We start from the raw sequence: 13,542 nt of genomic DNA on the forward strand, positions 1-13,542 counted from the left end.
ACGCGCTTTCGCATCGAGGGCAGCCCGGTTTACCGCGCTGCCCTTTTTCTTTCCCAAGACTGCTGCACGTACTTCCTTGTGAACCAGCCCACTCCAGCGATCGTTGCCCAGAGCGCCGTGCGCCGGTTGCCGCGCATCGCATTGCTGTTGTTATGCGCCGCCTACCTTCTGCCGGGCCTCGTGGGGCGCGGCCCCTGGAAGAGCGCGGACATCACCTCGTTCGGCTATATGGCCGAACTGGCGCGCAACACCGAAGGCATCGCCCGCTGGTTCGACCCCATGCTCCTGGGCCTCAGGCCCGAAACCCCGGCGCTCATTCCGTACTGGATCGGTGCCTGGGCGATCAAGCTCGCGCCCTCGTGGCTGCACCCCGACCTGGCGGTGCGCATCGTCTTTGCCCTGCTTCTCTGGGGCACGTTCACCGCCACCTGGTACGCCGTCTACTACCTCGCCCGCACCTCGCGGGCCCAGCCGGTGGCCTTCGCCTTCGGTGGCGAGGCCCGGCCGACCGACTATGCGCGCGCCATTGCCGACGGCGGGCTGCTGGCGCTGATCGCATGCCTCGGGCTCGCGCAACTCGGCCATGAAACCACACCGGCCCTCGCGCAACTGTATTTCGCCTCTCATCTCTTCTACGGCGTGGCCGCGCTGCCCTACCGCCGGGTCGGGCCTGTCATCGCCCTGATGGTCGGCACCGTCGGCATGACGCTGAGCGGCGGCCCCACGGTCGGGCTGGCGCTGGCGGTGGGCAGTGCGCTCTTCATGGCCTACGAGCGGCGCAGCGCCAACGCCAACGCCGATGCCAACAACACCACGGCCGACGAAAGCCCGGGCTACAGCAAAAGCGCGCTTGCCACGATGGTTGCGGCCGCGCTGGTGGCCGCGGTGCTGGCCGCCGGACTGGGCCTGCTGCAGTGGAAGATCCAGTTGCCGGGCCATCATCCGAACAGCACCTCCGTGCTGAGCGACGTGCGCAGCCAGGCCAAGCTGCTGGTGTGGTTCACCTGGCCGGTCTGGCCCCTGGCCCTCTGGACGCTCTGGCGCTGGCGCCGCCAGCTCACGGCGCGCCATGTGGCGCTGCCGTTCTGGTTCGCGCTGGTGCCGCTGGCGGCAACCTGGACCACCGACTATTCCGACCGTTCGCTGCTGCTGGCGCTGCCCGCCCTCGCCACGCTGGCGGCCTTCGCGTTGCCCACGTTCCGGCGCAGCGTGGCGGCGCTGATCGACTGGTTCAACGTGCTGTTCTTCAGCGGATTGGCCGTGCTGGGCTGGATCTACTGGGTCGCCATGCAGACCGGCGTTCCGCCCAAGCCGGCAGCCAGCGTGGCGCGGCTGGTGCCCGGCTTCGTGCCGGAGTTCTCGGCCATTGCGTTCGTGCTGGCGCTGGCCGCGAGCATCGCGTGGTGCTGGCTGGTGCGCTGGCGCACCGGCCGCCACCGCGCGGCACTCTGGAAAACGCTGGTGCTTCCCGCCGGCGGCACCGCCCTGTGCTGGATGCTGCTGATGACCCTCTGGCTGCCTTCCATCGACTACGCGCGCAGCTACGTTCCGCAGGTGCGCGCGGTGGCCGAGCGGGTCGGCCAGCCGAGCTGCGTCGCCGAACTGGCGCTCAGCCGGGCGCACATTGCGGCCCTGCAGCATCACGGCCATTTCAACCTGCAGCCGCTGCTGCTTGGCACCAACTGCCCCTGGCTGCTGGTCAGCCCTGAAACCATCGAGCGGCTGCACACCATCATTCCGCTGGATCGGTGGCGTTTCAGCGGCACGCTCCGCCGGCCGAGCAGCGCAACCGACGACCTGCTGCTCTACCAGAAGATCGCGCCGTAGCCAGTGATCGGCGAACGAGGTCTGATCGCGCGGCACGCCGGCACGGTGCTGGTCGGCCAACTGGCCGTGATGGCGTTCGGCGTGACCGACACCATCGTGGCCGGGCGCTATGCCGAGAGCGCGCTGGCCGCGCTGTCGGTGGGTGCGGCCATCTTCATCAGCGTATTCGTCTCGCTGATGGGCGTGCTGCAGGCGCTGCTGCCGGTGTGGGCCGAGCTGCACGGCGCCGACCGCAGGAGCGAAGTGGGCCGTTCCGTGCGGCAGTCGCTCTACCTGAGCGCCATCACCATCGCCATCGGCATGGTCGTGCTGCTGTTCCCCGGCGCCGTGTTGCGATGGACCCAGGTGCCTCCCGACATGCGCGCCGGCGTGGAGGCGTATCTCGCGGTACTCGCCTTCGCGCTTCCGCCCGCCCTGCTCTTCCGCTTGTTCAGCACACTGAACCAGAGCCTCGGCAAACCGCAGATCGTGACCTGGCTGCAGCTGGGCTCGCTGTTCGTGAAGCTGCCGCTGTCGATCTGGTTCACCTTCGGCGGCGCCGGCCTGCCGGCCATGGGACTGGTGGGCTGCGCGTGGGCCACGCTCTGCGTGAACTGGACCATGCTGGCCTGCGCGGTCTGGCTCCTGCGCAGCAGTTCCTTCTACAAGGACTACCGCCTCTGGGAGCGCATCGAGGCGCCCGACTGGCGGCAGATTCGCCAGTTTGCGAGCCTGGGCATTCCAGGCGGGCTGGCGGTGCTGGTGGAGGTGACCTCGTTCACGCTGATGGCGCTGTTCATCGCTCGCCAGGGCACGGCAGCGGCGGCCGCGCACCAGATTGCCTCGAACCTGCTGGCGGTGGCCTACATGGTGCCGCTCTCGCTCGGCATTGCCACCAGCGCGCGCGTGAGCTTCTGGCTCGGTGCCGGGCATGCGGCCCGGGCCCGCCGCGCCTGCCGCATGGGCTTCGAGCTCACCGCTCTCTGCGCACTGTTTTTTGCCGGGGCGATGGTGGCGCTGCGCTTCAGGCTGGCCCATGTGTATTCGGACAACCCGGCCGTGATAGCGCTCGCCGCAGCGCTGCTGCTGGTGGTCGCGGTCTACCACTTCGCCGATGCGCTGCAGACGCTGTGCGTGTTCGTGCTGCGCTGCTACCGTGTCACGCTGGTGCCGCTGGTCATCTATTGCACCCTGCTCTGGGGCTTCGGACTCGGCGGGAGCTACCTGCTGGCCTACCGGGGCCTCGGGCCCTGGCCCGCAATGCAGTCGCCTATGGCGTTCTGGCTCATGAGCGCGGGCGCGCTCGCTGTCACAGCCCTGTTGTTCGGCGCGCTGCTGCGGTGGACGATGCGGCGTTCATTTCGCTAGCACCCGCGCTTCGCGCACCCGGGTTGCGGGGAACACCAGTGCAAAGCGCGAGCCCTTGCCCACCGTGCTCTCGATGCGCAACTCGGCGCCATGCCGCTGCGCGATGTGCTTCACGATCGCCAGGCCCAGCCCAGTGCCGCCGGTCTCGCGCGAGCGGCTGCGATCGATGCGATAGAAGCGCTCGGTCAAACGCGGAATGTGCTCGGCGGCAATGCCGGGGCCGGTATCGCGCACCGCGTATTCACCGCGCCCTTCGGGCAGCAGCCGCCAGCTCACCGCCACCTCGCCGCCGCCTGGCGTGTAGCGGATGGCATTGCTCAGCAGGTTCGACATGGCGCTTTGCAATTCGGTCGGTGCGCCCGAGATCTCGGACTCGGCCTCGATGCTGAAGGAAAGGCGATGGCCCTGCGGCGCCAGCCGGCCCGACAACCCGCGGGCCTCGTCCTCGCACTGCGCGAGCAGCGCGCGGATGCGGATCCACTGGTTGCCCGACGGCGCCGCGCTGCCCTCGAGGCGCGAGAGCGTCAGCAGATCGTTCACCAGCGTTTCCATGCGGTGCGACTGCTGGCCCATCAGCGACAGATAGCGGGCGCGCTCGTCCGCGTCGAGGGGCAGGTTCTGCAGGGTTTCGACAAAACCCGCCAGCACGGTGAGTGGCGTGCGGATTTCGTGCGAAACGTTGGCGACGAAGTCGCGCCGCATGGCCTCCGCCTGCTCCAGTGCCGTGATGTCGCGCGTCAGCAGCATGCGGCGATTGCCCGCATACGGATGCACCTGCACCGACAGGCGCACCGGATGGCTGCGCTGCTGTGCCTGGCGCGGGCCGGAGGCATCGATGACGACGTCGCGGCTGTAGTTCCACGACGCAAGATAGGCCACGAACGCCGGGTCGCGCACGAGGTTCGCAAGATGCTGCAGAAGATCTCGCTCGGCATCGATGCCGAACTGGCTGGCCGCCGTCTGGTTGCACCATTCGATGCGGCCCTGCTCGTCCAGCAGGATCACGCCGTTGGGAGACGCCTGGATGGCCGCCAGGAACTCTTGCAGCCGGTCTTCGGCCTGCCGCGTCTGTTGCTCGCGTTCGCGCAGCAGCTTGCGGATGCGTTCCGACAGCTCGCCCCACACGCCGGCGCCACGGGTCGGCAGGCCAGACGCGTCGTTGCGCAGCACACGCAGCAGGCGCTCGGCCCGCCACGCATCAAGCGCGAGCCACAGCGCCGCGCCCAGCCAGGCGCCCAGCCACCCGAACTTCCAGCCAAAAATGGCTGCGGCGCCCGCTCCTATTGCGAGGGACGCTATGAGAAATGTAGCAATGCGAAAAGGCATGGCGGGCGATTATCCGCGCCCGCGGACCATGAAAGCCGGCGCGGTCAAACCGTGACTTGGGCCGTCAGGCGATAACCGGCTCCGCGCACCGTTTCAACCATGGGCGAAGCAGCACCCAGCGATTCGCGCAGGCGCTTGACATGCACGTCGACCGTGCGTTCCTCGATATAAACATGGTCGCCCCAGACCTTGTCGAGCAATTGCGCCCGGCTGTGCACGCGCTCCGCGTGCTGCATCAGGTAGGCCAGCAGCTTGAATTCGGTCGGTCCCACCTTGAGCGCATTGCCCTGCCAGGTGACACGGTGCGTGGCGGTGTCGAGCGCGAGCTCGCCGATTTCCACGCGTTCCGTGACCACTTCGGGCGCGCGCCGGCGCAGCACCGCGCGGATGCGCGCGAGCATTTCTTGCGTGGAGAACGGCTTGGTGATGTAGTCGTCGGCGCCCGCATCGAGGCCGGCCACCTTGTCGGGCTCGTCGCCGCGCGCGGTCAGCATCAGGATGGGAACGGCCTTGGTGCGCGCGTCCTTGCGCCACTGGCGCGCGAGCTGCAGGCCGCTCTGGCCGGGCAGCATCCAGTCGAGCAGGATCAGGTCCGGCAGGAAGGCGTCGATTTCGCGCTGCGCTGCGACGCCATCTTCCGACCAGATCGGCTCGAAGCCGTTGTGGCGCAGATTGACGGCGATCAGCTCGGCGATCGAGGATTCGTCTTCGACGATCAGGACTCGGGGTTTCTTCATGCGTTCTTGGAAGTCGTGCGCCCGCTGTTACTTCAGCGCCGATTCGATCTCTTGCATCGAAGTGTGCCGCACATCGGCGCCCTTGACGATGTAGATGATGAATTCGGCGATGTTCTTGGCGTGGTCTCCAATGCGTTCGATGGCCTTGGCCAGGAACAGCAGGTCGAGGCTGGCCGAGATCGTGCGCGGGTCTTCCATCATGTAGGTGACCAGCTTGCGCACGAAGCCGTCGAATTCCTTGTCGATCAGGTCGTCGTCCTTCAGGATCGACAGCGCGGCGGCCGTGTCGAGGCGCGCGAACGCGTCCAGGGCGGTGCGCAAAAGGCCCGACGCCAGGTCGGCCGCGATACGCAGCTCGTTCGAGGGCAATGCGCGGGCCGAACCGCTTTCGATGATCGACTTGACCATGCGCGCGATCTTGTTGGCTTCGTCGCCCACGCGCTCCAGGTTGGCCGTGGTCTTGGAGATGGCGATCAAGAGGCGCAGGTCGCGCGCCGTCGGCTGGCGCCGCGCAATGATCGACGACAGCTCGCGGTCGATCTCGATCTCCATCGCGTTGACGCGGTTTTCGGTTTCCATCACGCGGTCGGCCGCTTCGGGGTCGAACTGCAGCAGCGCGTACACCGCCTGGTGGATCTGCGCCTCGACCATGCCGCCGAGTTCCATCACGCGCGACGAAACGCCGTTGAGTTCGCTGTCGAACTGGCTGGAGAGATGTTTTTCAGTCATGTGAGCCTCCTTGACATCAGCCGAAACGGCCAGTGATGTAGTCCTCGGTCTCCTTGCGCTGCGGCTTGAAGAACATCTGTTCCGTCGCGCCGAACTCGATCAGGTCGCCCAGGTACATGTACGCGGTGTAGTCGCTGCAACGTGCGGCCTGCTGCATGTTGTGCGTCACGATGACCACGGTGTACTCGTTCTTCAGCTCTGCGATCAACTCCTCGATCTTCGCGGTCGAGATCGGGTCGAGTGCGGAGCAAGGTTCGTCGAGCAGCAGCACTTCGGGCTTGATGGCAATGCCGCGGGCAATGCACAGGCGCTGCTGCTGGCCGCCGGAAAGGCCCGAGCCGCTTTGCTGCAGCTTGTCGCGCACCTCGGTCCAGAGCGCGGCCTTCTTGAGCGCCCACTCGACGCGGTCGTCCATTTCGCTCGCGCTCAGATTCTCGAACAGCTTCACGCCGAAGGCGATGTTGTCGTAGATCGACATCGGGAACGGCGTGGGCTTCTGGAACACCATGCCGACCTTGGCGCGGATCAGCGCCACGTCCTGCTTGGACGTGAGCAGATTCTCGCCGTCCAGCGCAATGGTGCCTTCGGCGCGCTGCTCGGGATAGAGCTCGAACATGCGGTTGAAGGTGCGCAGCAGGGTCGACTTGCCACAGCCCGACGGGCCGATGAAGGCCGTGACCTTGTTCTCGGGGATCTCGAGGTTGATGCCCTTGAGCGCGTGGAACTTGCCGTAGTAGAAGTTCAGGTCCTTGACCGAGATCTTCGAGCGCGACGGTTGTGCGACGGTGTTTGGCATGGTTGCCTTTCTTGAATCAGTGTTTGCTGCGCGTGAGGACCCGCGCCAGGATGTTGAGGGCGAGCACGGCCACGGTGATCAGGAACACACCGGCCCAGGCCAGTTGTTGCCAGTTCTCGTACGGGCTCATCGCGAACTTGAAGATCGTCACCGGCAGGCTGGCCATCGGCTGGCTCAGGTCGGCGGTCCAGAACTGGTTGTTCAGCGCGGTGAAGAGCAGCGGCGCGGTTTCGCCGGCGATGCGGGCCACGGCCAGCAGCACACCCGTAACCACACCGGCACGCGCCGCGCGCAGCGTGATGCTCAAGATCACTTTCCACTTCGGCGTACCGAGCGCATAGGCCGCTTCGCGCAGCCCCGGCGGCACCAGTTGCAGCATGTTCTCGGTGGTGCGAATCACCACCGGAATCACGATCAGCGCGAGCGACAGCGCACCCGCCAGGCCCGAGAAGGTCTTGAAGTACGCCACTACCACGGCATACACGAACAGGCCGATCACGATCGACGGCGCCGAGAGCAGGATGTCGTTGACGAAGCGCGTCACCGATGACAGCCAGCCCTTGGGGTTGTACTCGGCCAGGTAGATGCCGGCCATGATGCCGATCGGGGTGCCCACGAAGGTGGCCAGCGCCACCATCACGAACGAGCCGAAGATCGCGTTCGCGATGCCGCCCGCCTCGTTCGGCGGCGGCGTCATTTCGGTGAACGTGGCAAGCGCCAGGCCGCCGAGGCCGAGGCGCAGTGTCTCCCACAGGATCCAGATGAGCCAGAACACGCCGAACACCATCGCCGCGAGCGACAGCGTGAGCGCGATCTTGTTGACGCGGTTGCGCGCGGCAAACTTGGCCTGGCGGGTTTCGGCGAGCGCTTTCGCGCTCAAGAGGCTTTCAGCAGTGCTCACGACTTCGTCCCTTCGCTCTTCTTCATCTGGGCCAGCAGCACCTTCGAGAGCGTCAGCACGACGAAGGTGATGAAGAACAGCACCAGGCCGAGATACATCAGCGCAGCCTGGTGCAGGCCCGCGCCGGCTTCGGCAAACTCGTTGGCAAGTGCCGAGGTGATGCTGTTGGCAGCCTCGAACACGGAAAGCGAATTGAGCTGGTTCATGTTGCCGATCACGAAGGTGACCGCCATCGTTTCACCCAGCGCCCGGCCGAGACCGAGCATGATGCCGCCGATCACGCCGGCCTTGGTGTAGGGCAACACCACCTTCGAGACCACTTCCCAGGTCGTGGAACCGAGACCGTAGGCCGACTCCTTGAGCAGCGGCGGCGTCACTTCGAACACATCGCGCATCACCGAGGCGATGAACGGGATGATCATGATCGCGAGGATGATGCCGGCCGAAAGAATGCCGATGCCCACGGGCGGACCCGACACCAGGGCGCCGAGGTACGGCACGCCGGCAAGCAGCTTCTGCAGCGGCTGCTGCACCCAGGTCGAAAGAATCGGGCCGAACACCAGGAGGCCCCACATGCCGTACACGATCGAAGGCACGGCGGCGAGCAATTCGATGGCCGTGCCCAGCGGGCGCTTGAGCCAGTTGGGCGACAGCTCGGTGAGGAACAGCGCAATGCCGAAGCTCACCGGCACCGCGATCACCAGCGCGATGATCGAAGTGGCCAGCGTGCCGTAGATCATGACCAGGCCGCCGTACTCGTTCTGCACCGGGTCCCACACGCTGCTGGTGAGAAAGCCGAGGCCGTACTTCGAGATGGCGGGCCAGGCGCCGGCGATCAGCGACAGCAGGATGCCGATCAGCATCGCGAGCGTGAGCAGCGCGGCGCCCTTGGCGGCCCATCCGAAGAGGCGGTCGGCCATGGGGCCCGAGCGCGGCGCCTTGGCGGGCGGTGGGGCGGCGGCGCGGCCGCGTTCGGCCGCGAGGTCGAGCGTGGATGCGGAAGCAGGAAAAGTGGATGACACGGGTCGCTCCGGCAATGACGAATGCGGCGCATCCTGGAGCGGAGTGCTGCTCATGGATGCGCCGTTCTTGACTTGTTGGTTGATGGCTTACTTGAAGGCGACCGGCTTGCCCGATGCGTCCTTCACTTCACCCCATGCCTTGGCGATGGTGGCCTTCACGGCATCGGGCATCGGCACGTAGTCGAGATCGTCAGCCGTCTTGTCGCCACCCTTGTAGGCCCAGTCGAAGAACTTGAGCACGGTGGTCGCGTTGGCGGGCTTGTCCTGCACCTTGTGCATCAGGATGAAGGTGGCGCCAGTGATGGGCCATGCATCCTTGCCGGCCTGGTTGGTCAGCACCTGGTAGAAGCTCTTGTTCCAGTCGGCGCCGGCGGCGGCAGCCTTGAAGGCCGTGTCTTCGGGCGAGACGAAGTTGCCGGCCGCGTTCTGCAACTGGGCAAAGTTAATCTTGTTCTGCTTGACGTACGCGTACTCGACATAGCCGATCGAGTTGGGAAGGCGGTTCACGAAAGCAGCAACGCCTTCATTGCCCTTGCCACCCGCACCGGTCGGCCAGTTCACGGCCGTGCCCTCGCCCACCTTGGTCTTCCACTCGGAGTTGACCTTGCTCAGGTAGTTGGTGAACAGGAAGCTGGTGCCCGAGCCGTCAGCGCGGCGAACCGGCGCAATGGCGGCGTCCGGCAGGGCCAGCGAGCCGTTCAGCGCCTTGATGGCGGGGTCGTTCCACTTGGTGATCTTGCCCAGGTAGATGTCGCCCAGCACCTGGCCGTTGAGCTTCAGTTCACCCGGCTTGATGCCGGGGATGTTGACCACGGGAATCACGCCGCCGATGACGGTGGGGAACTGCATCAGGCCCTTGGCCTGGAGTTCGTCGTCCTTCAGGGGTGCATCGGAAGCGCCGAAATCGACCGTCTTGGCTTCGATCTGCTTCAAGCCCGCGCCCGAACCGACCGACTGGTAATTGATCTTGACGCCGGTGGCCTTGTTGAAATCGGAGGCCCACTTGGCATACAGCGGCGCCGGAAAGCTGGCGCCGGCGCCGGTCACGTCTTGTGCGAAAGCGGGAACATGGGCGAAGACTGCGGCCACGAGGCCGGCGGCTGCAAATTTGAACGTCGTTTTCATAAAGCTTCCGTTAGAAGTAAGAAGTAGTCCCTTTCGGGCTTGGAACGGACTCTAGGAAGCTTGTGTGACATCGGTGTGACACCCCGCCATAGAGGGAAAATGGCGCTGTTTCCCCCGCGGCTTGTGTGACGCTGTCACACAATCGTCATTCGCCGCGCCTAGCCTTCCCAACCTCGCCACCAGCGATTCGGGGGCGGCGCGCCTGTCACGGCGCTACGATCAGAGACACCGCCCTCTTCACCACAACTACATGCAAAACGGCACCCGCCTCGCCGCAGTCGATCTCGGCTCCAACAGCTTCAGGCTCGAGATCGGACAGGTCGACCACGGCCAGATCCACCGCACCGAATACCTCAAGGAAACGGTGCGCCAGGGCAACGGCCTGGACAGCGCCCGAAACCTCACGCCGGAGGCCATGCAGCGCGGCTGGGACGCGCTCGCCCGTTTTGGCGAGCGGCTGGCCGGCTTCAAGCGCTCGCAGGTGCGCGCCGTGGCCACCCAGACCTTGCGCGAGGCCCGCAACCGCGAAGAATTCCTGTTGCGCGCGCGCACCATCCTGGGCTTTGGCATCGACGTGATTCCAGGCCGGGAAGAAGCCCGCCTTATCTACCAGGGCGTGGCGCACATGCTGCCGCACACCGACGCCTCCGATCGGGAACGCCGGCTGGTGGTGGACATCGGCGGGCGTTCCACCGAAATGATCATCGGCCGCGCGCTGGACGCCGAGATGATGGAGTCCTACCGCGTCGGCAGCGTCGCCTGGTCGATGAAGCACTTCGCGGAAGGTCTCTTCACGCCGGCCGCATTCCGGGCCGCCGAGGTGGCCGCCAAGGCGGTGCTCGACGACGCGCTCTCGAGCTACACCCGCGACCAGTGGGACGTGGCCTATGGCGCATCCGGCACCATCGGAGCGGTGGGCGACGTGCTGGCAGCGGCCGGCGGCGAGCCGGGCCTGATCACGCGCGACGGCCTCAACTGGCTGGTCGACCGCCTGCTCAAGGCCGGCAGCACCGACAAGCTGCGCATCGACGGCATGCGCGAAGACCGCAAGCCGGTGATCGGCGGCGGCGTGAGCGTGCTGCGCGCCGTGTTCGAGCTGCTGGACATCGACGAAATGAAGGTCGCCCAGGGTGCGCTGCGCCACGGCGTGCTCTACGAATTGCTGGAGCGCGACGAAAGCGTGGCCGACATGCGCACCGCCACCGTGGCGCGGCTGGCCGCCCGGTTCTCGGTCGATACGGCCCAGGCCAGGCGTGTGGGCGAAACGGCCGCGGCATTGTTCGTGCAGCTCGCACCCGCCGCGCGTGGCGGCAACTCCGGAAGCCGCGCCGGTCGGGCGCTGCGCAAGCTCGGCTGGGCGGCCCAGCTGCACGAGATCGGCACGCTGGTTTCCCACAGCGACTATCACAAGCACGGCGCCTACATCCTCGACAACACCGACGCGCCCGGCTTTGCCGTCAACGAGTTGCATGCGCTCGGCCAGCTGGTGCTGGGACAGCGCGGAAAGCTGCGCAAGCTCGACGTCGCGCTGGAAGACGAGACCTTCGTGATGCAGCTGCTGTCGCTGCGCCTTGCGGTGATCCTGTGCCACGCGCGCCGCGATCCAGACCCGCAGGCGCTGCATCTCGCAGCGCTGGGCGCCAGGGCGTTCACGATCGCTTCCGCGCCCGACTGGGCCGATGCCTATCCGCAGTCCGCGCATCTGCTGCGGGAAGAAGTGCTGGCCTGGCAGAAGACCAGCAGCTGGCGCGTGGAACTCAGCGGCTGCTGAGGCGCTTCACTTCACTTCACTTTGCGCCGAGGCTGCGTCGAGGCCGGCCGTCCGCGTGGGCCCGGCACCGCCGGCCAGGTGCGGCTCGTCCTGGCCGAACATGACGGAATAAGCGGGCTGCACAGCCTGGGCGAAGCCCTGCCGCAGCCCTTCCCGGGCCCCTCTGGCGTCCTGGAGCAGGCCGTCATACATGAAGTAGGCGGGCTCCTCCAGATCGGCGGTGTGGGTCGCCTGGTACACGACGGACTGCTGCTCGTCTCTCAGCAATTGCTCGACCGCGACGAACGGCTTGAAACTCGACGTGGCATCGGGTGCGCCGTATGCCGCAGTGATCCGCATCGTCAACGTGCTGTAGCCGGGCGTGGGCCGATGTCCCAGTGCCTGCATCTCGGCGACTGGCCCGTTGACGCGGAAGGCGGGCGTCAGCTTCACCTCGCGGCCACTCTCCCGCAGGCGCGCTGCGAATTGCTCCGCAAACTGCCGGCTGAGGGACGTGGCCGCCGTGCCGTCGTTCTTCACTGCCGCCATGAACTCCTTGCTGCGCCGCTCCGTGCGGCCGGCCAGGGTCGCCCGGCTGCCGACTTCGAAACCGAGCGCCACCAGCGTGCCAACGGGCCCGAGAAGCCCGGCGAAGCCCGCAATGGCGGAACCGCCCCCGTCCACGACAGTGAATTGGTCTTCCTCGTTGTAGAGGAGTTCGATCTTCGCAAGCGATCGGGTGGTATCGGGACGTGGCTGCAGCGCGGCCTGCGGTGCATTCGTGGCACACCCCGCCAGGAAGGCCACCGCGACGAACAGGGAAACAAGCGTTTTCATGAGTATCTGGAAGGCGCCTGCTGCGCAATCGCCGTGCATTTGTAAGTTATAGATGCAATTTGTGACCAAATGCATCAGACGCCGAGTATGCCACTGGCGCCGCGCTGCAGCGCCTCCAAGGCGGGTGGCATTCAGCGGGCCCGAGACGCTTCAGTTCGCATCCAGGGCAGCGGTTTGGGTGGTGGCCGAGCGGGCCGTGCGCGGCGCGTCGTCTCCGAACATGCCTGCATAGGCTGGCTGCACGACCCGGTCGAGCCCCTGCTTCAGCCCTTCATGGGCACCTGCGGTGTCCTTGAGCAGGCCTTCGTACAGAAAATAGGTCGGCTCGGTCACGTCGGCGAAGCTGGATGTCTGGTGAACGACGGCCTGCTGCTCGTTCCGGAGCAACTGCTCCACCAAGACGAACGGCTTGAAACTCGATGTCGCATCGGAGGCCCCATACGCCGTGGTGATCCGCAGGATCAACGTGCTGTAGCCGGGAGTGGGCCGGAGTTCGGGTACCTGCATCTCGGCCAGCTGTCCGGTCGCGCGCATGAAAGGCGTCACCTTCACCTCGCGGCCGCTTTCCCGCAGGCGCGCCGCCAGCCGCTCCGCGAACTTCCTGTTGAGTGACATGGCCGCTCCGCTGTTCCTTACGGCGGCCGTGAACTCCTTGCTGCGCCGATCGGTCCGGTCGGCCATCGACATCCGGCTGTTGGTATCGACGGTGAGAGCCAATATCGCGCCAATGGGCCCCAGGAGCCCCGCGAAGCCCGTCAGCCCGGAACCGCCGCCGTCCGTGACGATGAGCTGGTCCTCGTCGTTGTAGATGAGTTCGACCTTCTCGATCGCCCGTGTGGCTTCGTGGCGGATCTGCAGCGCGGGCTGGGCGGTGTTCGTTGCGCACCCCGACAGGAGGGCAGCGACAACAAGCAGGGGAGTCAGCGTTTTCAAGGACATGCCGGCGTCTGCGCGCAGCATGTTCATGAAGCTTCTTGGTAGCGGGTGGAGCAGTTTCATGCGTGTTCCCCAGTGAGGTGGCCGACCGGCACCGCTTCTTTCCCGTCATCGGGTCAAGGCGTCTTGCCGTGGAGTCACTGTAGAAATTGCGCCGCATGCGCACATGAGCGGTGCGCACCTTTTCCCGGGAGACAAGCGCCCCGCCA

The 13,542-nt window shown here is 66.2% G+C and carries 12 protein-coding genes; 3 read left to right on the plus strand and 9 right to left on the minus strand.

The window, feature by feature from the left end:
- Positions 1 to 78 precede the first annotated feature (78 nt).
- Positions 79 to 1,827, plus strand: a complete 1,749-nt coding sequence (locus ACAM55_RS12740; RefSeq protein ID WP_369651931.1) for a hypothetical protein — start codon at positions 79 to 81, stop codon at positions 1,825 to 1,827.
- Positions 1,828 to 1,830: 3 nt separating this feature from the next.
- A complete protein-coding gene (locus ACAM55_RS12745) occupies positions 1,831 to 3,174 on the plus strand; it encodes an MATE family efflux transporter (protein ID WP_369651932.1) in 1,344 nt (447 codons plus the stop codon).
- On the opposite strand, the gene phoR is transcribed toward ACAM55_RS12745, so the two are convergent.
- Genes phoR through pstS form a run of 7 tightly spaced genes read right to left on the minus strand, consistent with a single transcriptional unit; the run spans position 3,163 to position 9,810 of the window.
- Positions 3,163 to 4,500, minus strand: a complete 1,338-nt coding sequence (phoR, locus tag ACAM55_RS12750; protein ID WP_369651933.1) for a phosphate regulon sensor histidine kinase PhoR — start codon at positions 4,498 to 4,500, stop codon at positions 3,163 to 3,165. The genes ACAM55_RS12745 and phoR overlap by 12 nt on opposite strands.
- Positions 4,501 to 4,544: 44 nt before the next feature.
- Complete coding sequence (phoB, locus tag ACAM55_RS12755) at positions 4,545 to 5,237, minus strand: phosphate regulon transcriptional regulator PhoB (RefSeq protein WP_369651934.1); 693 nt, start codon at positions 5,235 to 5,237, stop codon at positions 4,545 to 4,547.
- A gap of 27 nt (positions 5,238 to 5,264) precedes the next feature.
- Positions 5,265 to 5,966 (minus strand): phosphate signaling complex protein PhoU, encoded by a 702-nt coding sequence (gene phoU / locus ACAM55_RS12760; protein ID WP_369651935.1) that lies wholly within the window; start codon positions 5,964 to 5,966, stop codon positions 5,265 to 5,267.
- Positions 5,967 to 5,982: 16 nt separating this feature from the next.
- Positions 5,983 to 6,762, minus strand: a complete 780-nt coding sequence (gene pstB, locus ACAM55_RS12765) for a phosphate ABC transporter ATP-binding protein PstB (protein ID WP_021007056.1) — start codon at positions 6,760 to 6,762, stop codon at positions 5,983 to 5,985.
- 16 nt (positions 6,763 to 6,778) lie between these two features.
- Positions 6,779 to 7,663: a phosphate ABC transporter permease PstA gene (pstA, locus tag ACAM55_RS12770; RefSeq protein ID WP_369651936.1), complete on the minus strand. Its 885-nt coding sequence runs from the start codon at positions 7,661 to 7,663 to the stop codon at positions 6,779 to 6,781.
- A complete protein-coding gene (pstC, locus tag ACAM55_RS12775; protein WP_369651937.1) occupies positions 7,660 to 8,739 on the minus strand; it encodes a phosphate ABC transporter permease subunit PstC in 1,080 nt (359 codons plus the stop codon). The genes pstA and pstC overlap by 4 nt, the downstream gene beginning before the upstream one ends.
- A 33-nt stretch (positions 8,740 to 8,772) precedes the next feature.
- On the minus strand, positions 8,773 to 9,810 hold the full coding sequence (gene pstS, locus ACAM55_RS12780) for a phosphate ABC transporter substrate-binding protein PstS (RefSeq protein ID WP_369651938.1): 1,038 nt from the start codon (positions 9,808 to 9,810) through the stop codon (positions 8,773 to 8,775).
- A 250-nt stretch (positions 9,811 to 10,060) separates the two neighbouring features.
- Between pstS and ACAM55_RS12785 the strand changes: the two genes are divergently transcribed.
- Positions 10,061 to 11,581: an exopolyphosphatase gene (locus tag ACAM55_RS12785; protein ID WP_369651939.1), complete on the plus strand. Its 1,521-nt coding sequence runs from the start codon at positions 10,061 to 10,063 to the stop codon at positions 11,579 to 11,581.
- Between the two features lie 6 nt (positions 11,582 to 11,587).
- On the opposite strand, the gene ACAM55_RS12790 is transcribed toward ACAM55_RS12785, so the two are convergent.
- Both ACAM55_RS12790 and ACAM55_RS12795 read right to left on the minus strand, forming a co-directional pair.
- Positions 11,588 to 12,397 carry a hypothetical protein gene (locus ACAM55_RS12790; protein WP_369651940.1) on the minus strand — a complete coding sequence of 270 codons (810 nt, stop codon included), beginning with the start codon at positions 12,395 to 12,397 and terminating at the stop codon, positions 11,588 to 11,590.
- A 150-nt stretch (positions 12,398 to 12,547) separates the two neighbouring features.
- Positions 12,548 to 13,396 carry a hypothetical protein gene (locus ACAM55_RS12795; RefSeq protein ID WP_369651941.1) on the minus strand — a complete coding sequence of 283 codons (849 nt, stop codon included), beginning with the start codon at positions 13,394 to 13,396 and terminating at the stop codon, positions 12,548 to 12,550.
- Positions 13,397 to 13,542: the final 146 nt, after the last annotated feature.

It is taken from the genome of Variovorax sp. V213 (assembly GCF_041154455.1).
Lineage (GTDB): Bacteria > Pseudomonadota > Gammaproteobacteria > Burkholderiales > Burkholderiaceae_C > Variovorax.